This is a genomic window from Pseudomonas sp. KH_050 (assembly GCF_057838875.1).
Genome location: NZ_CM174478.1, coordinates 1,684,424 through 1,701,743 on the forward strand (window position 1 = coordinate 1,684,424; position 17,320 = coordinate 1,701,743).

Sequence of the window (17,320 nt, forward strand, 5' to 3'; positions counted from 1 at the left end):
TGGCCTGTCCGGTTGTGAGTTCGGGCTGACAGTCAAAGTTGGCGAATGTGGCAAAATGCGTTTAAAGACGTGAACTTATAGGAAATATCCGGCTCTCATGCCGGTAGCCATTGGTCGTGGCCGCCTGATAAGCTCGCGACTTTACTCGATTGCCCTTTAGGCGCATGAACAAGGAAATAGCATGAAACAGCATCGGTTGGCGGCGGCGGTGGCCCTGGTAAGCCTGGTACTTGCGGGTTGTGATTCGCAGACCAGCGTAGAGCTGAAAACCCCGGCGCAAAAAGCTTCCTATGGCATCGGCCTGAACATGGGCAAAAGTCTGGCCCAGGAAGGCATGGATGATCTGGACTCCAAAGCGGTAGCCCAGGGCATCGAAGATGCCGTCGGCAAGAAAGAACAGAAGCTCAAGGACGACGAGCTGGTCGAAGCCTTCGCTGCACTGCAGAAGCGTGCGGAAGAGCGTCTGGCCAAGATGAGTGAAGAGTCGGCAGCCGCCGGCAAGAAATTCCTTGAAGACAACGCCAAGAAAGCCGGTGTCACTACCACCGCTTCCGGCCTGCAATACGAAGTGGTCAAGAAAGCTGATGGCGCTCAGCCCAAGCCGACTGACGTAGTGACTGTTCACTACACCGGCAAGCTGACCAACGGCACCGTTTTTGACAGCTCCGTGGAACGCGGCAGCCCGATCGACTTGCCAGTCAGCGGCGTGATCCCGGGTTGGGTCGAAGGCCTGCAACTGATGCACGTTGGCGAAACCTACAAACTGTACATTCCTAGCGAGCTGGCCTACGGCGCGCAAAGCCCAAGCCCGGCCATCCCGGCCAACTCGGTGCTGGTATTCGACCTGGAACTGCTGGCGATCAAGGATCCGGCAAAACAGGACGCACTCAAAGAAGACGAAACCAAGTAATCCGCGTCTGATCGACAATAACGCCCCGTCTATTCGGGGCGTTGTTGCATCTGGGTGATTGACGCCGGGCAAAGAAAGCGAACCCACGCCTGCGCAAACAGTCATATCATTGAGATAGCCGGTGCTAGTCGCAGTCGCACCGCCAAGTCAATGAAATAATGGGTTTTTTCATGTGAGTAAAAAACGCCCGATCTGAGTCCGGCCCTTATGGATCGGGGCTTTCAGGCATTAAAAGCGGCTCTGTTCACAAGGTTATCCACAATTTGTGTGGATAACATTTCAGTGGGAGGGATGATGAAAGCACCCTGGAATTTCGCACGTTTCCTGCCCCTGGCGGGAAGACTGCTCAGTCGAGGGCGTTTGCCGACCTTGCTCTTTGCGGTGGCGAGCAAAGGCGCCAGTCAAGGCAACCGCCTGGGCAAACTCAAAGATGACCTGCGATTGTTACAGGCATTGTGTCTGGCCTATTGGCGTGGCGAATACCGGGCCATCAGCCCGAAGTCGATACTGTCAGTGGTCGCGGGTCTGATGTATTTCCTCAGCCCGCTGGATGCCATTCCGGATTTTTTTCCGATGTTCGGTATGCTCGATGATATCGCCGTACTGGCCTGGCTGATGAAAACCCTGGACGACGAACTCAATGCCTTCCGTGCCTGGCGTGCACGGCAGGTGCCGGAAAAACTGGCGATGGTCGAGCGATTGCCGGACACACCGCAGCAACTTCAGCTGCAAGGACCGAAAAAAACCTGATTCGATTCAGGGTCATCCATATATTCAAAGCCCCTCGCGACCTTGCCGGCTGTTAGGATTACACTTCTAAGGAAAAGTGCCGACTCGCTAAGTGTTGTTGTCCTACGGGGTAGTAATGGATATTCAGATAATTGCACGCGATGGCGAGCCCGAATATGCGGTTCTGCCATGGGCTCAGTATCAGGCTCTATTGAAGGCTGCAGGCGTCACCGGGCAAGCGCCGCGAGAAGCAACAGTTCGTCAGGCGCCAGCAGCCGATCAGGTTCTTCCTGGTCTGGATCAGTTACGCAGTTTGCGCGAAGGGAAGGGCATCGCCATCGAGGCGCTGGCCCGCACAGTAGGCATCAGCCCGTCTTATCTGGCCTTGATCGAAAGCGGTGAGCGTCAACCAGACGCTGCTATTCGCCGCAGCCTGGCCTGGGAGTTGACGGTGCCGGGGTGGAGGGACGAGCCGTGAGCGTACGCATCAGTCGACAACACTGGGACGGGTTGCTGAGTGAGCTCGATCAAGCCCGCCGCCAACGCCATTTATTGACTTACCGGGCCTTGCTGGAGCGTTTGCAACTACCCAGCCCGGCCATGCAAACCCTGACTGCCGCCCTGGAGCACCTGGCGGCGCTGGATGCCAGAGCGGAGCAGCCGTTGCGCAGTTCACTGGTGATCAGTCAGGGCGCGAGCCGTTTGCCGCGCACCGGGTTCTTCGAGTGTGTCGAGCGTCTTGGGCGTTTCTCCGGACCTTCCGATGGCGTTGCAGCCGCTTCCTGGCATGCGTCCGAGGTAGTGCGGGTTTTCGAATACGAATATCCCGAGTCGGCGGAGGCCTGAATGCTCTGGCGACTGAGAGCGCGAGCCAGTTATTGGCTGGCGCGCAGACTGTTTCACTGGTCGTGGTTCGTACGTCAGCCCCGGGGCTGGCAATGGCTCGAAGGTCAGTTTTCGCGCATGGCGAACCTCGGGGATGTGGGGGCGCAGAGTTTCTACGGGCATATCCTGGCGTTCCGTGGCCAAGGCCTGGGGGCCCGCGAAGAAGGCGTGCGCTTGTTGCGCCTGGCGGCGCTGGCAGGGGACGGCAAGGCGGCCTATCAGGTAGGCGTGATCTGCCTCGCCGGAACACCCGGCAAGGCTCCTGATGCGGCTGAGGCGGCTCGTTGGTGGACGATCGCGGCGAAGGCCGGACATCCGTTGGCCGAGATCAAGCTTAAGCAGCTGGAATCGAGCGGTGGTTCCGAGAAACTGTAGGAGCTGCCGCAGGCTGCGATTTTTTCAGCGGGCAATCAGGTGTCCGGACAGGCGCAAAGATCAAAAGATCGCAGCCTGCGGCAGCTCCTACAGAGATAGGGCAAGCCCGCGATGAAGACGCCAGATAACCTAAACCCCCTCTGCCACCCGCAATCCGGCCTCGCGGCTGTCGATCACATGAATGCTGTAACCCCGCACATTCTTGGCATGGTGCTTGGCTTGCGACGCAAGTTCCGCCAGTTGGCTGGCGTCGAGTTGTCCACAGGACTGCGAATGTAAATGCACGACGCCGATGGACAGCGACAGCAGTGCAAACTCCTGGCGGATACCCTGGCGGTTGGGGGCCATCAAGCAACCGGCTTCCAGATGCTCGCTGCGATAGAAACGTCGGCATTGGCTGTGGAAATCATCCAGTAGCTGGTTCAATCGCTTGCGCCAGTCTTCAGGCCCAAGCACCAGCAAAAAATCATCGCCGCCGATGTGCCCGACAAAGTCGCGACTCGGGTCGACCCGATCATTCAGGCACTGGGCCAGACACAGCAGCACTTCGTCGCCACGGCCGTAGCCGTAGATATCGTTGAAGGGCTTGAAGCTGTCGATGTCGACATAACAAATCACCGATTCGCGAGCCTGTTGCAGCAGTCGTGTCAGGCATTGCTGGATCGGCACGTTACCTGGCAACAGGGTCAGGGGGTTGGCGTAGCGGGCTTGTTGGATCTTCAGCTCGGTGATCAGTTTCAGCACGTCGATCACTCGCCCCAGTCCCAAATAGCCACCATTGAGGGTGATGATGAAGTCCTCCTCGATCCGTTGCCGCGCGCGGCTGGTGATCAGACGGCTGACCTGCTGCAGGGACTGGCTGAGCTCGACCGCGAGGAAGTCATCGCTCATCAGGCGGCTGATGGGCTTGCGGGCGTACAGGTCGGTGGCGAAAGGCTTGAGCAATATGTCTGACAACGAATGGCGGTGGACAATGCCGCAGGGCTGTCCCTGATCATCCAGCACCGCCAGCGAGTTAAGGTTGGCCTGGCGCCGGAACGCCTCAAGGACATTCGCGGTTGGTGTATCACGGGCCACGGCCGGTTGTTCGTTGAGCAAGGCGCTGAGGTCGCTGCCTTCTTCATTCAGCGATACCGCGCTGCTGTCGTGTTTGGGCATCAAGTCCCGGGCGTCGCGCGGTGGCTGTTCTTGTGGACGGCAAAGCAGGTAGCCCTGGATCAGGTCGACGCCCATTTCGGTCAGTACCGCGAGCTCCTCGGGCAGCTCGATGCCTTCGGCGATCACCTGTGCCCGCGAAGCCTTGGCGATTTGCAGGATCGAGCCGACAAACTCGCGCTTGAGCGCATCCTGATGGATACCGTCGATGAAGTGCCGGTCGATCTTTACATAGTCCGGGCGCAGTTCCGACCACAATCGCAAACTGGAATAACCGGCACCGAGATCGTCCAGGGCAATCGAAAAGCCCATGGCCCGGTAGTGATGCAGCGCATTTTGCAGCAGTTGAAAGTCGTCGGTAGGGGTCTGCTCGGTGAGTTCGATCACCACCTGGCTCGGCTCGATGCCAAAGTTCTGCAGCAACTGCAGGGTGCGGCCTGGCTGATGAGTCGCTTCGAGCAGGGATTCCGGGGAGACGTTGAGAAACAGCTTGCCCGGCAGTTTCTGTTGGTTGAACCGTCGACAGGCGCTGTGACGGCTGGCCATTTCCAGCTCACTGAGGCGGCCGGCCTGACGAGCCACGGCAAACAGCGGGATGGGGGAGTGCAATGGGCTGTTGGACGGCCCGCGAGTGAGCGCTTCGTAGCCGAGGATGCGTCTTTGGGAGAGCGAAATAATGGGCTGGAACAGGCTGTGTAAAGCGCTTTGAGCCAAAATTGAACTCAAGGCGCTCAGCTGCTCGGTGGTGGTCATGGCATTCTCGGTCGATAAAAAAAGGACTGGGAGCGCGCTACTTTTCAGCAGCGTCTCCCAGTCCTGTATTTCACGACAGAATAATGACTATTTGATGACGTTCCGGGGGAGCGTTCATATTAAGTTGCCATTATCGTCAGTGCTTGGCTACCGCGGTGTTCAGCTTCAGGTAATCAAGCAGGATCCGCCCGGTTTCGCTCAGATAGGCATCGTCTTCCGGCTTGGTTTTATCCGGCTCGGCCGCGATCAAGTCTTCGTCTTCTTTCTTCAGCTCCTTGAGCGGCTCCTCGCCTTTGGCCTTGCGGCGGATGTTTTCCATCACCAGCTGCTTGGCTTCGATATCGGTGTGCTGCGCCCGACGTTCGACTTCGTTGAGGCTGACGGTTTTTTCGGTCATCAGCTTCTGGGCCAAGGCCAGTTTGTCGCGGATGAACACGAACTCCGCGTCCTTGGCCGTGCGTACGTCATGCTCCGATTGCAGCTGCGACAGGTACGGTTTGAACGGATCCAGAGCCGGCTTGATCGCAGGACGGATGGTGTCCCACGGCATGGCCTCGGGCAGGGCGCTCTCGCCGATTTCCTTGGTGTCGATGATCGATGGGTAATCGATATCCGGCAGTACGCCCTGATGCTGGGTACTCTGCCCGGAAACCCGGTAGAACTTGGCCAGCGTCAGTTTCAGCTCGCCGTGATTCAGCGGCTGGATAGTCTGCACGGTGCCTTTGCCGAAGGTCTGGCCACCGACGATCAACGCGCGGTGGTAGTCCTGCATGGCGCCGGCAAAAATTTCCGAAGCTGAAGCCGACAGGCGGTTGACCAGCAAGGCCATCGGACCTTTATAGAAGGCACCCGGGTTTTCGTCTTCCAGCACATCGACCCGGCCGTCGGCATTACGCACCAGCACGGTCGGACCTTTATCGATGAACAGACTGGTCAGCTCGGTGGCCTCCTGCAGAGAGCCGCCGCCGTTGTTGCGCAGGTCGATGACCACGCCGTCGACTTTGTCTTTTTGCAGTTCAGTCAGCAGCTTCTTCACATCGCGGGTGGTGCTCTTGTAATCCGGATCACCGGCGCGGAAGGCTTTGAAGTCAAGGTAGAAGGCCGGAATTTCAATAATCCCGAGCTTGTAGTCCTTGCCATCCTGTTTCAGCTTGAGGACCGACTTTTTCGCTGCCTGCTCCTCCAGTTTCACCGCTTCGCGAGTGATGGCAACGACCTTGCTGGTCTGGTCATTCGGCGCATTGCTGGCCGGGATCACTTCCAGGCGCACCACCGAACCTTTTGGACCGCGGATCAGTTTGACCACTTCGTCCAGACGCCAGCCGACCACATCGACCATTTCCTTGTCGCCCTGGGCGACACCGATGATCTTGTCCGCCGGTGCAACCTGTTTGGTCTTGTCCGCCGGGCCTGCCGGCACCAGGCGCACGACTTTTACCTGGTCATTGTCGCTTTGCAACACGGCGCCGATGCCTTCCAGCGACAGGCTCATGTTGATGTCAAAGTTTTCCGCGTTATCTGGCGACAGATAGTTGGTGTGCGGGTCGTAGGACATGGCGAAGGTGTTGATGTAAGCCTGGAAGATGTCTTCGGCACGGGTCTGGTCGAGGCGCGCCAGCTGATTCTTGTAGCGCTTGGTCAGCAGCTCTTGAATAGCCTTGGGTTCTTTGCCGGAGATCTTCATGCGCAGTACTTCGTCCTTGACGCGTTTGCGCCACAGGTCGTCCAGTTCCGCGGTGGTCTTGAGCCATGGAGCGTCCTTGCGATCGATCAGCAGGTTCTCCTTGACGCTGAAGTCAAGTTTGTCGACGCCTTTGTTCAGCTCGGCCAGGGCGAAGTCCAGACGCGCTTTGACGCGGTCCAGATAACGCTTGTAGATAGTGAACCCGGGATTCAGGTCGCCGCTCTTGAGGAAATCGTCAAATTGGGTTTTCCATTTGTCGAACTCGGCAATATCGCTGGCGAGAAAGTAGCTGCGCGACGGATCCAGCAGCTTCAGGTAGCTGTCATAGATAATCACAGAGCGCGCGTCATCAAGCGGCGGCTTGCTGTAATGGTGGCGCTTGAGCAACTCGACGACGTTAAGGCTGGCAATCACCTCGTCACGATCAGGCTGAAGCTTGTCCCAGCTATTGGCTGCGAACGAATGGGTCGACAACGGCAAAAGACCGAGACCAATGAAAAGAGCGAGGGCGGTGCTGGGGAACAAATGCTTCATGCTGATTCGACGCGGGGGCAATTGATAACGCATATTAGGCCGTCTTTGAAGTCGCCGGTTCCATTGGGGCCGGTCGCATAATGCAAAAAACCCGACGCTACAGCAACGGGCTCAGTCCAGACTCACTATGGAGGCACTGTGAAGGCATTGCAAGGCGTGGAAGGTCAAGCGGTATGGGTGGAAGAGCCGAGTCCTGCATGTGATGTAGGGCAAGTTCGCATTCGAGTGGCGGCTGCGGGCTTGAACCGCGCGGATCTGTTACAGCGAGCGGGGCTCTATCCCGCGCCACCGGGTGCCAGCCAGGCATTGGGGCTGGAGTGTTCCGGGGTGATCAGCGAAGTCGGGCCGGGGTCGTCCTGGCAAGTTGGCGATCGGGTCTGCGCGCTGCTGGCTGGTGGCGGCATGGCCGAAGAGGTGGTAGTCGATGGTCGCCATGTGTTGCCGGTGCCTGAGGGGTTATCGCTGGCTGAAGCTGCGGCGTTGCCCGAGGTCTATAGCACCGCGTGGTTGAACCTGTTCCAGCTGGCGGCGCTCAAGCCCGGTGAGAAAGTGCTGTTGCACGCTGGCGCCAGCGGTGTCGGCTCGGCGGCTATCCAGCTGTGCAAGGCATTTGGTAACCCATGCTGGGTGAGTGTCGGTTCGGCGGATCGGCTGGCGTACTGTGAAGCGTTGGGTGCCCAGGGCGGCGTGGTCCGTACCGATGGTCTGGAAAGTTTGAATGAGGCAGGCCCGTTCGACGTCATCCTCGATCCGGTGGGCGCCAACTATGCCGAGTTGAACCTTAAACTTCTGGCGCGCGATGGTCGCTGGGTGTTGATCGGCCTGATGGGCGGTCGCCAGGCTCAGGTTGACCTGGCTCAGGTGCTGGCCAAGCGGGTGCAATTGCTGGGTTCGACCTTGCGCAACCGGGATGAACAATTCAAGGCCGACCTGTTCAGCGACCTGAGTCAGCACGTCTGGCCGCTGTTCGGCGAAGGGCGGCTCAGCCCGCAATTGGCCAAAACCTTTCCGATCAAGGACGCAGAAGCGGCGTTTGCCGAACTTGCGACCAACAAGGTGTCGGGCAAACTGGTGTTGGTGATTGACGAGAGTCTGGTCTGAGAAGCGGGCATTGAGTGTGCCTCGAAAAGATCGCAGCCTACGGCAGCTCCAAGGTCAGGGTACACCCGCAATATTGGGGGTACCCTGTAGGAGCTGCCGAAGGCTGCGATCTTTAGCGGTTTGTTTACTTCCACACATGTATCGGCCACCCGGCTTTTTCGGCATGTTCCTGCAACACCGGATCCGGGTTGACCACGTGGGGGAAGTCGACTTTCAGCAGCAATGGCAAGTCATTGCGTGAGTCCGAGTAGAAACTCGCGCCTTCGAGGTTTTCCTCTTCGGTATCCAGCCACTCCAGCAGACGGGTGATCTTGCCTTCGCGGTAGGTCAGGGTGCCAAGGGTATTGCCGCTGTAGACTCCGTGGGTCACTTCCAGCTCGATCGCCAGGATCTCGTCGATGCCCAGACGCTCGGCGATCGGTTTGACCAGATGAGTGCCAGAGGCCGAGATCACCAGGATCCGGTCGCCGGCCTTGCGGTGTGCGGCGATGGCTTTGCAGGCGTCGCTGAAGATGATCGGCTCGATCACGTCCTCGACCCAGGGGGCCACCAGGTGCTCGAGTTCTTCCGGCGTGCGCCCCGCTATCGGCTCCAGGCTGAAGGCCATGTAGTCTTCCATGTTCAGCTTGCCATGGCTGTAGGCGTCCATCAGCTCGTTGTTGCGACGCATGAAGGACTCGCCATCGACCCAGCCAAGGCGGCCCATCTGTTCGCTCCACAGGGTGGCGCAGTCACCATGGATCAAGGTTTCGTCCAGATCAAAAATTGCCAAAGCCATTAGTGCAGCTCTCTCTTCAGAATAATCAGGCGCATCAAAGGCATCAGGCTACCTCACACAGGGCCGAAGGATCGATGGAAAGCGCCAGCCGTTGACCGTTGGCATGCATATCAGCCGCTGAACGGTTCAGCACATCGACCACCAGTTCCACGCCGCGAGCTTCGATACGATAACGAATCACGTTCCCCAGCAGACTGTGGCTGCGGACCTGCGCATCGAGTTCTCCGTCCAGGCTCAACTCGATGGCTTCCGGACGAATGGCGATGCGCCCGCTGATCGGCCGTTGCAGCAGTTTGCTGGCGCTGTCGGCATCCAGCAGGTTGTAGTTGCCGATAAAGCCTGCGGCGAACACGTCTATTGGCGCGGTATAGAGGGTTTCAGCGTCACCACTCTGGACAATCTTGCCCTGGTTCATCAGGAAGATCCGGTCAGACATGGTCAGGGCTTCTTCCTGATCGTGGGTGACGAAGATGGTGGTCAAGCCCAGCTCGCGCTGGATCTGCCGAATCTGTTCGCGCAGGTGTTTGCGAATCCGTGCATCCAGCGCCGATAGCGGCTCATCCAGCAGCAGCAGGCGTGGCCGGGTCACCAGCGAGCGGGCCAGGGCCACCCGTTGGCTTTGGCCACCGGACAGCTGATGCGGATAACGCGCGGTAAAGTCGGTCAACTCCACCAGTTGCAGCACCTCAAGCACGCGCTTGCGACTGTCTTCTGCATTGACCTTTTGCATGCGCAAGCCAAAGGCGACGTTCTGTTCCACGGTCATATTGGGGAACAGCGCATAACTCTGGAACACCATGCCGATCCCGCGTTTTTGCGGACTCAGCGGGACCAGGTCGTGGCCATCGAGGAAGATGTTGCCACCGTCCACGGCGGTCAGCCCGGCGATGCAGCGTAGCAGGGTGGACTTGCCGCAGCCGGACGGGCCGAGCAGGGTGACGAACTCACCTTTCTGGATTTCGCAGTTGATGTCGCTGAACACTGTGGTGCCCGCGTAACTTTTTTGCAGGTGTTGGACGCTCACGAAGCTCATTGGCTTTTGTCCTTGTTCAAGATATTGGCAGCCCAGGTCAGAACCAGCACAAAGAAGAAGTAGGAAATCACCACTGCACTGGTGAAGTGGCCGCTGCTGTTGCGCATGTTATTCAGGTAGACCTGCAGGGTTTCGTAACGGGTGCCGACCAGGATGTTGGCGAACACGAATTCACCAAAGAGGAACGAGAAGGACAGCAGCAATGCCACCATCAGGCCCTTGCGCAGGTTTGGCAGCACCACCAGGAACGCCGCTTGCCAGGTGCTGGCGCCGAGCAGTTGGGCGGAGTCCATCAGGTCGCGCAGGTTGATCGCCTGCAGGTTGTTGGTGATTGCCCGGTACATGAACGGCAGCGCCACGGTGAAGTAGCAGCCGATCAGGATCCATGGCGTGCCGACCATCGCGAATGGCCCGGAACCATAGAGCTGCAACAGCCCTACCGAAGACACCACGGGGGGTATCGCGAAGGGCAACAGGATCAGGATGTTCATCAGTGCGTCAAGCTTGGGGAAGTGGTAATGCACCACAAACAGCAGCGGCAGAATCAGCACTACCGACAGTACCAGAGCGCCGACACAGACCAGCAACGACTGACCGAAAGCCCCGAGAAAGCGCGGGTCGCTCCACAGCTGGACATACCATTTTAGGGTAAAACCGCTGGGTAGAATGGTTGCCGACCAACTGCTGGCGATCGAGTAGATCAGCGTTCCGGCCAGCGGCAGCAAGAGAATGGCAAACAGCAGATACACCACTATCCGGTGGTAGAGGACTGCAGGACCGATTTCAGCGCGAGACATGGTAGCTCCTCTTCAACAGCAACTGATGCACGATGGTCACCAGGGTCATCAGTGCCACCAGCACCACGGCCAGAGCACTGGCCAGGTTCGGGTCCAGCGAGATGTCGCCGGAGACCATCGCGGCGACGCGGATCGTCAGCACGTTGAAGTTGCCCGTCGTCAGGGCGTACACCGTGGCGTAGGCGCCAAGAGCATTGGCCAGCAGGATCACGAAGGTCCCGAGCAGCGCCGGGGTCAGCACCGGCAGGCCGATGTGCCGCCAGTACTGCCAGCCATTGGCCCCGAGCAGGGCAGCGGATTCACGCCAGTCTTCACGCAGTGCGTCGAAGGCCGGGTAGAGCAGCAGCACGCCCAGCGGGATCTGGAAATAGGTATAGAGAATGATCAGCCCGGTCTTGGAGTACAGGTTGAAGTCCTGAATGATCCCGGCCTGCTTGAGCATGATGGTGAAGGTGCCGTTGAAGCCGAGCAGGATGATGAAGGCAAAGGCCAGGGGGACGCCGGAAAAGTTGCTGGTCATGTTGGCAAAGGCGTTGACGAAGTTGCGCAGGCGCGAGTCGACCCGGCGCAGCGAGTAGCTGCCCAGCACGGCGATGATGATCCCGAACGTGCTGGACCAGAAACTGATCTCCAGGCTGTATCGAATCGCCTGCAGATAGAACCTGGAGTTGAAGATCTTGCTGAAGTTGGCCAGGCCCCAGCCGAACTCTTCCGATTGCACGCTGTGGAGCATTACCCAGAACAGCGGAGCGATCTGGAACACGATAAAGAACAGCGCAAAGGGCACCAGGCACAGCACCGCCAGCCATTTGCCACGAGTGATCGAGTTCACTTCAACAGCTCCCGGCAGACAGGTTTGTCATGGGCGACGCCCAGCAACTCGCAAACAGTCCCGCAGAGCTCGGTCTGTTTTGGCGCGGCGTGGCGATTGAGACTGAAGGCCTCGCCAAGGACGAACAGCGGCACTTCACGCTCTTCAGCGAGCAGGCCGTTGTGCGAGCGGTCGTTGTTCATGCCGTGGTCGGCGGTCACCAGGACCTGATAACCGGCGTCGAGCCAGCCTTGCAGATAATCCGCGAGGATGATGTCGGCCGAGCGAGCGCTGTTGCGGTATTGGGCGGTATCGAGGCCGTGCTTGTGCCCGGCGTCGTCAATGTTCATGGGGTGGACCAAAAGAAAATTCGGCAAGTGCCGCAGGCGCAGGTTCTCCGCGTCGGCGAACAGGTGTGAATCCGGGTAGTGATCGCTCCAGTAGAAATGCCCGTGCTGGATCGGCAGATCCGCAGCGCTGGTGTGGCGATCGCGCGCCGCGTTGAAGGGCGAACGGTTATACAACTCGCTGACCCAGTGATAGGCCGCGGCGGCGGTGCCGAGCCCGGCATCGGTGGCGTAATGAAACACGCTGCGTTGATTGGAAAGACGCGAAACGTTGTTATGGACGATGCCGCTGTCGATCGGCGGGACGCCAGTCAGAATGCATTCGTAAAGTGGCCGGGACAGCGCCGGCAGTTCGCACTCGATTTTGTAGAGCGCGGCGCGACCTGCGCCGACGTAGGCCTGCAGGTGCCCCATGGCATGTCGGGCGACCTCGTAATTCAGACCATCGAGCACCACAAGGATGACGTTGTGCGGCATGGGGCGGCAGCTCCTACGGGATTGGCGTTCGGCAAGAATTTGCCTGTGTACTCGCTCGGCGTAGGAGCTGGCGAAGCCTGCGATCTTTTGATCTTTTTGATCTTTTGATCTTTTGATCTTTTGATCTTTTTGATCTTTGAGTTGGGACTCGGGTGAGCCAGGATCAGAAGATCGCAGCCTATCGGCAGCTCCTACGGATGCAGGATTACTGCATATTAATAATGACTTCTTCCTGCCACTTCTGCGGCAAGCCTTTGGACGTCTTTTCCCAGGCATCGGCGTCCTTGATAGGCGTGACCTTTTTGTACTGTTCGTTCGGCAGCAGTTGCGCCTGTACGTCAGCTGGCAACTTCAGGTGTTCGGCACGGATCGGCCGGGCATTGCCGCGCGCCAGATTGGTCTGGCCAGCATCGCTGAAGATGTATTCGCGAGTCAGTTTGGCGGCGTTCGGGTGTTTCGCGTATTTGTTGATGATGGTGGTGTAGCCGGAAATGACCGAGCCGTCAGACGGGATCAGCACGATGTAATCGTCCTTGTTGACCATCTTGTTGCGATAGCTCAAACCGTTGAAGTCCCAGACCACACCGACTTCGATTTCGCCCTTCTCCATGGTGGCAATGGTCGGGTTGGCCATCGACAGACGACCTTGCTTGGCGATCTCGGCGAACATCGACAGCGCCGGTTGAATGTTCTTTTCATCGCCGCCTTTGGAGATGGCCGCTGCCAGCACGCCGTTGGCAGCCTGGGCGGCGGTGCTCACGTCACCGATGGAAACCTTGTATTTGCCTTTCTCCAGGTCTGCCCAGCGTGTCGGGGCTTCGGAGCCGTGCAGCAGCTTTTTATTGATGATGAACGCGATGGTGCCGGTGTAGGCCAGCGCCCAGTTACCGTCCTTGTCTTTCGCCCAATCCGGGATCTGATCCCAGGTGCTTGGCTTGTAAGGCTGGACCACGCCCTGTTTGACCGCGATGGGCCCGAACGCTGCGCCGACATCGCCGATATCAGCGCTGGCGTTGTCTTTTTCCGCGGCGAACTTGGCGATTTCCTGGGCCGAGCTCATGTCGGTGTCGATGTGCTTGAGGCCATAGATCTTCGCCAGGTCTTCCCAAGTGCCTCTCCAGTTGGCCCAGTCATCGGGCATGCCGACGCTATTGACCGCACCTTCCGCTTTTGCAGCGGCCTCCAGGGTTTTCAAGTCGGTATCAGCTGCCATGGCAGCGGTGCACATGGCAATGGTCGAGCCTAACAGTGATGCCAGGAAAAGCTGTTTCATCCGAAGCTCCTTTGGGCGTTTTCAACGCTGCGTTTTAGCTACAGTCTTGGGGTTGGTTGGTCTAGGTCAGCAATACCTGAGCCAATTTAGGCAGGCTGGATGACATTTTGATGTCGCTGTCCTGCCAGCCAGTATTTATCGAACTCTTGTACGGCCACTGCGAGATAAGCGTAGACCATGACTAAAAGGCTGATATGAAAGGACTTGGCCATTAAATTGCAGGTGTCTGGATCAACCGTTGGGCGGCTGTGTCATCCGACAGTCATATGCATTGCCTAGGCTGCACAGAGTTTAAGGAGCCCGATTTTAAGCGCGGTTCTGCCCTGAAACAGTGCTGGTCTAGTCCAGATAGGTAACGTTGATGCGTGAAGAGTCAACCAAAGCGGTGACAACCATTGGGCAGGTTTTACTGGAACAGATCGAACACGGTCTGTTACCGCCCGGTGGCAAACTGCCGGCTGAACGCAAACTCAGTGAATTGTTCGGTACGACGCGTATCACAGTGCGTGAGGCATTGTTGCAGCTGGAAGCGCAAGGGCAGATTTATCGCGAAGAACGCCGCGGCTGGTTTGTCTCGCCACCGCGCCTGGCCTACAACCTGATGCAGCGCAGTCACTTCCACGCGATGGTCAGTGCCCAGGGCCGGGTGCCGTCCACCGAAGTGATTTCGGCGCGCTTGCAGCCGGCGTCGGCGGCGGTCTGTGCCTGGTTGCAGTTACCGGCATTATCCAGCGTGATCCAGATCTGCCGTGCGCGACGTATTGATGAGCGGCTGGTGCTGTATGTCGAGCACTACCTCAATCCGCAGTACTTTCCGAAAATTCTCGAGTTCGATCTGAATCAGTCGATCACCGAGCTCTACGCGCGGCATTACGATTTGCATTACGGCCGGGTGCGGTTCGAGATTGTCCCGACTTCGTTGCAGGTGGAGGCTGCGGCGGCTTTGAAGGTGTCGGTAGGGAGTCCGGGGTTGAGGATTGCCCGGGTCAATTATGATCAGCATGGAAGGTTGATCGATTGTGATCTGGAGTTTTGGCGGCATGATGCGATTCATGTCGGGGTGGATGTGGTTTGAAACTGATTCCTGATCTTTGATCTTGATGTTGTCGGGCCGTTTCGAAATGAAGAAACGCCCTACGCAGCCATCAGGAATACCCTATTTTCACCGCAGCCCTCATCGTGAAAGCTTGCGAACGCTTGAACGAGGGTGGAAATAAAGCCCCCCTGTACAGCCCATACAGACCAGGGAGGCCTGAACATGCTCAACCAACTGCGCACCTTCTTCGACCACAGCCGGCACACCCTCCGGGTCCGCAATGTCGAGGCACGGCTCGAGGTCCTGGCCTTCCACGGTGAAGAGCGCCTGAGCCAGCCGTTCAGCTACCGCGTGGAGTTCACCTGCACTCAGCACGACCTGGCCGCCGACCAGCTGCTCAACCAGGACGCCAGTTTCAGCCTGCAGGCCGCGCCGCAAAAACTGCCGTTCCTCGGCCTCAGCGCGCCCCCGGTCAAGCCGCTGCGCACACTGCACGGGGTGGTCAGCGGCTTCAAGCGCCTGTCCGGCTCCAATGACGAAGCCCGCTACGAAGTCACCTTGCAGCCGCGCCTGGCGCTGCTCGGCCGCGGCCAACAGTTCCGCCTCTACCAGCACCAGTCGGTGCCGGAGATCGTCGACCACATCCTGCGCAGCCGCCATGACTTCCGCGGGCAGGATTTCTTCTTCGACCTGCACCGCGAATACCCCAAGCGCGAACAGGTCATGCAGTACGGCGAAAGCGACCTGGCCTTCATCGACCGGCTGCTGGCCGAGGTCGGCATCTGGTACCGCTTCACCAGCGACGAGCGCCTGCGCATCGACGTCGTCGAGTTCCACGACGACCAGCGCGCCTACCAGTTCGACGTCCAGCTGCCGTACCGCCCGCCATCGGGGCTGAACAGCAGCGGACAGGACGGCGTATGGCAGCTGCAGACCCAGCACCAGGTGGTGGAACAGCACGTCAACATCCGCGCCTACCATTACACCGACGCCACCGCCTGGCTCGACGGCGACATCGACCAGAGCCGGCGCGCGAAAACCACCTACGGCGAGGCCTATCACTACGCCGAACCCTACCGCGTGCTCGGCGATCCCCTGGCCCTCGACGAAGACCTGCAAAGCGAAAGCGGCTACTTCTACGCGCGCCTGCACCATGAGCGCTACCTCAATGCCCAGACCCGACTCAGCGGGACCAGCAGCAACGCCACCCTGGCCCCCGGCCAGGTGCTGAAGATCTCCGGCGGCGCGCCACAGGCCTTCGCCCCAGGGGCGGTGATCACCCGGCTGAGCACCCGTGCCGCCCGCGATGCCAGCTTCGAAGCCCGTTTCGAGGCGCTGCCCTACGCGGAAAACGTCTGCTTCCGCCCGCCACTGCCGGCCAAACCGCAAATCGCCGGCACCGTGCCGGCCCGCGTCACCAGCTCGCGGAAAAACGATCCCTACGGGCATATCGACCTGCACGGCCGCTACAAAGTGAACTTCCTGTTCGACCGCGACCAGTGGCCGATCGGCCGCGAAAGCGCCTGGCTGCGCCTGGCCCGGCCCTACGCCGGCGACACCCACGGCCTGCACCTGCCGCTGATCGCCGGCACCGAAGTGGCAGTGGCCTTCGAACAAGGTGATCCGGACCGCCCCTACATCGCCCACGCCCTGCACGACAACCGCCACCCGGATCATGTCACCCTGCAAAACTACAAGCGCAACGTGCTGCGCACCCCGGCCAACAACAAACTGCGGATGGAGGATAACCGCGGGCAGGAACACATCAAGCTCAGTACCGAGTATGGCGGCAAGAGCCAGTTGAACCTGGGGCATGTGGTGGATGCCGAGAAAAAGAAACGTGGCGAAGGCTTTGAACTGCGAACCGATGGCTGGGGGGCGATTCGTGCAGGGAAAGGTCTGTTCATCAGTGCCGATGAACAAACCAAAGCCCATGGCCAGGTGCTCGACATGAGCGCTGCGATGGGCCGGTTGCAACAGGCTGGCGAGCAACTGCAAAACCTCTCGATCGATGCCCAGGCCAGCCAGGCCGAACCGGCGGATGTGCAGGCGCAACTGAACCTGCTCAAACAAGACCTGGAGCAACTCAAATCATCGGTACTGCTGCTCAGCGCGCCGCAAGGCATCGCCCTGAGCAGCGGCAAGCACCTGCAGTTGGCAGCGCAACACAACCTGATGCTCAACGCCGGTGCCGAGGCCGACCTCAGCGTGGTCAAGCGCCTGTTCATCGGCGTGGGGCAGGGGCTGAGCCTGTTCGTGCGCAAGCTGGGCATCAAGCTGATCGCCAATCAGGGGCCGGTGAGGGTCCAGGCGCAGAACGACAAACTGGAACTGCTGGCCCGCCATGGCCTGGAGATCACCAGTAGCGAAGACGAAATCCGCATCACCGCCAAGAAAAAAATCACCCTCAACGCCGGCGGCAGCTACATCACTCTGGATCCGCATAGCATCGAATCGGGCACGGCAGGCGACTACATCATCAAGTCGGCGCATTTCGAGGCCTTGGGCCCGGCCAAACACGTAGCGGAGCTACCCGCGCTGCCGCAGTTGACCGAGTACGCAAGCAAGCACCTGCGCCTGACGACCTTCTCCGGCTAACCCCATGATAGCCGCTGCGCTGCTGCGCCGTCGCTGCAGAACAA

16 protein-coding genes are annotated in these 17,320 nt (G+C 59.2%); 8 read left to right on the top strand and 8 right to left on the bottom strand.

Annotated elements, in window-relative coordinates:
• Positions 1–181 precede the first annotated feature (181 nt).
• From bamJ to AC3IUA_RS07800, 5 genes are all read left to right on the top strand, one after another.
• On the top strand, positions 182–910 hold the full coding sequence (gene bamJ / locus AC3IUA_RS07780) for a BamJ family beta-barrel-assembly machinery protein (protein ID WP_489359866.1): 729 nt from the start codon (positions 182–184) through the stop codon (positions 908–910).
• 294 nt (positions 911–1,204) lie between these two features.
• A complete protein-coding gene (locus tag AC3IUA_RS07785; protein WP_489359867.1) occupies positions 1,205–1,660 on the top strand; it encodes a YkvA family protein in 456 nt (151 codons plus the stop codon).
• Between the two features lie 115 nt (positions 1,661–1,775).
• Entirely contained in the window at positions 1,776–2,117 is a 342-nt protein-coding gene (locus AC3IUA_RS07790; protein WP_489359868.1) for a helix-turn-helix domain-containing protein, read from the top strand.
• Entirely contained in the window at positions 2,114–2,485 is a 372-nt protein-coding gene (locus tag AC3IUA_RS07795; protein ID WP_150805270.1) for a hypothetical protein, read from the top strand. The genes AC3IUA_RS07790 and AC3IUA_RS07795 overlap by 4 nt, the downstream gene beginning before the upstream one ends.
• Positions 2,486–2,899: an SEL1-like repeat protein gene (locus tag AC3IUA_RS07800; RefSeq protein WP_489359869.1), complete on the top strand. Its 414-nt coding sequence runs from the start codon at positions 2,486–2,488 to the stop codon at positions 2,897–2,899.
• Positions 2,900–3,028: 129 nt separating this feature from the next.
• On the opposite strand, the gene AC3IUA_RS07805 is transcribed toward AC3IUA_RS07800, so the two are convergent.
• Together AC3IUA_RS07805 and AC3IUA_RS07810 are read right to left on the bottom strand one after the other, a co-directional pair.
• Entirely contained in the window at positions 3,029–4,807 is a 1,779-nt protein-coding gene (locus AC3IUA_RS07805; protein WP_489359870.1) for a bifunctional diguanylate cyclase/phosphodiesterase, read from the bottom strand.
• 136 nt (positions 4,808–4,943) lie between these two features.
• Positions 4,944–7,025 carry a carboxy terminal-processing peptidase gene (locus AC3IUA_RS07810; protein WP_489359871.1) on the bottom strand — a complete coding sequence of 694 codons (2,082 nt, stop codon included), beginning with the start codon at positions 7,023–7,025 and terminating at the stop codon, positions 4,944–4,946.
• Positions 7,026–7,163: 138 nt separating this feature from the next.
• Between AC3IUA_RS07810 and AC3IUA_RS07815 the strand changes: the two genes are divergently transcribed.
• Positions 7,164–8,126, top strand: a complete 963-nt coding sequence (locus tag AC3IUA_RS07815) for a zinc-binding dehydrogenase (protein ID WP_489359872.1) — start codon at positions 7,164–7,166, stop codon at positions 8,124–8,126.
• 124 nt (positions 8,127–8,250) lie between these two features.
• Here the strand turns inward: AC3IUA_RS07815 and AC3IUA_RS07820 are convergent, their stop codons facing one another.
• The 6 genes from AC3IUA_RS07820 to AC3IUA_RS07845 all read right to left on the bottom strand — a co-directional run bounded on the left by AC3IUA_RS07820 (position 8,251) and on the right by AC3IUA_RS07845 (position 13,642).
• Positions 8,251–8,904: an HAD family hydrolase gene (locus AC3IUA_RS07820; protein WP_489359873.1), complete on the bottom strand. Its 654-nt coding sequence runs from the start codon at positions 8,902–8,904 to the stop codon at positions 8,251–8,253.
• 43 nt (positions 8,905–8,947) lie between these two features.
• The gene (locus AC3IUA_RS07825; RefSeq protein ID WP_489359874.1) at positions 8,948–9,937 is read right to left on the bottom strand and encodes an ABC transporter ATP-binding protein; all 990 of its coding nucleotides are present in this window, start codon (positions 9,935–9,937) and stop codon (positions 8,948–8,950) included.
• Positions 9,934–10,734, bottom strand: a complete 801-nt coding sequence (locus tag AC3IUA_RS07830) for an ABC transporter permease (RefSeq protein ID WP_489359875.1) — start codon at positions 10,732–10,734, stop codon at positions 9,934–9,936. Before AC3IUA_RS07830 ends, AC3IUA_RS07825 begins: the two co-directional genes overlap by 4 nt.
• Positions 10,721–11,566, bottom strand: a complete 846-nt coding sequence (locus tag AC3IUA_RS07835) for an ABC transporter permease (RefSeq protein WP_489359876.1) — start codon at positions 11,564–11,566, stop codon at positions 10,721–10,723. Before AC3IUA_RS07835 ends, AC3IUA_RS07830 begins: the two co-directional genes overlap by 14 nt.
• Entirely contained in the window at positions 11,563–12,369 is an 807-nt protein-coding gene (locus AC3IUA_RS07840; RefSeq protein ID WP_489359877.1) for an alkaline phosphatase family protein, read from the bottom strand. Before AC3IUA_RS07840 ends, AC3IUA_RS07835 begins: the two co-directional genes overlap by 4 nt.
• 205 nt (positions 12,370–12,574) lie before the next feature.
• Positions 12,575–13,642 (bottom strand): ABC transporter substrate-binding protein, encoded by a 1,068-nt coding sequence (locus AC3IUA_RS07845; protein ID WP_489359878.1) that lies wholly within the window; start codon positions 13,640–13,642, stop codon positions 12,575–12,577.
• 361 nt (positions 13,643–14,003) lie between these two features.
• On the opposite strand from AC3IUA_RS07845, the gene AC3IUA_RS07850 reads away from it, so the two are divergent.
• Both AC3IUA_RS07850 and AC3IUA_RS07855 read left to right on the top strand, forming a co-directional pair.
• A complete protein-coding gene (locus AC3IUA_RS07850; RefSeq protein ID WP_489359879.1) occupies positions 14,004–14,717 on the top strand; it encodes a UTRA domain-containing protein in 714 nt (237 codons plus the stop codon).
• A 183-nt stretch (positions 14,718–14,900) separates the two neighbouring features.
• The gene (locus tag AC3IUA_RS07855; RefSeq protein WP_489359880.1) at positions 14,901–17,276 is read left to right on the top strand and encodes a type VI secretion system Vgr family protein; all 2,376 of its coding nucleotides are present in this window, start codon (positions 14,901–14,903) and stop codon (positions 17,274–17,276) included.
• Positions 17,277–17,320: the final 44 nt, after the last annotated feature.

Bases quoted from the DNA above. Each gene is read 5' to 3' on its own strand.
- bamJ (WP_489359866.1), top strand. From the start codon at position 182: ATGAAACAGCATCGGTTGGCGGCGGCGGTGGCCCTGGTAAGCCTGGTA.
- AC3IUA_RS07785 (WP_489359867.1), top strand. From the start codon at position 1,205: ATGAAAGCACCCTGGAATTTCGCACGTTTCCTGCCCCTGGCGGGAAGA.
- AC3IUA_RS07790 (WP_489359868.1), top strand. From the start codon at position 1,776: ATGGATATTCAGATAATTGCACGCGATGGCGAGCCCGAATATGCGGTT.
- AC3IUA_RS07800 (WP_489359869.1), top strand. From the start codon at position 2,486: ATGCTCTGGCGACTGAGAGCGCGAGCCAGTTATTGGCTGGCGCGCAGA.
- AC3IUA_RS07805 (WP_489359870.1), bottom strand. From the start codon at position 4,807: ATGACCACCACCGAGCAGCTGAGCGCCTTGAGTTCAATTTTGGCTCAA.
- AC3IUA_RS07810 (WP_489359871.1), bottom strand. From the start codon at position 7,025: ATGAAGCATTTGTTCCCCAGCACCGCCCTCGCTCTTTTCATTGGTCTC.
- AC3IUA_RS07820 (WP_489359873.1), bottom strand. From the start codon at position 8,904: ATGGCTTTGGCAATTTTTGATCTGGACGAAACCTTGATCCATGGTGAC.
- AC3IUA_RS07825 (WP_489359874.1), bottom strand. From the start codon at position 9,937: ATGAGCTTCGTGAGCGTCCAACACCTGCAAAAAAGTTACGCGGGCACC.
- AC3IUA_RS07830 (WP_489359875.1), bottom strand. From the start codon at position 10,734: ATGTCTCGCGCTGAAATCGGTCCTGCAGTCCTCTACCACCGGATAGTG.
- AC3IUA_RS07840 (WP_489359877.1), bottom strand. From the start codon at position 12,369: ATGCCGCACAACGTCATCCTTGTGGTGCTCGATGGTCTGAATTACGAG.
- AC3IUA_RS07845 (WP_489359878.1), bottom strand. From the start codon at position 13,642: ATGAAACAGCTTTTCCTGGCATCACTGTTAGGCTCGACCATTGCCATG.
- AC3IUA_RS07850 (WP_489359879.1), top strand. From the start codon at position 14,004: ATGCGTGAAGAGTCAACCAAAGCGGTGACAACCATTGGGCAGGTTTTA.
- AC3IUA_RS07855 (WP_489359880.1), top strand. From the start codon at position 14,901: ATGCTCAACCAACTGCGCACCTTCTTCGACCACAGCCGGCACACCCTC.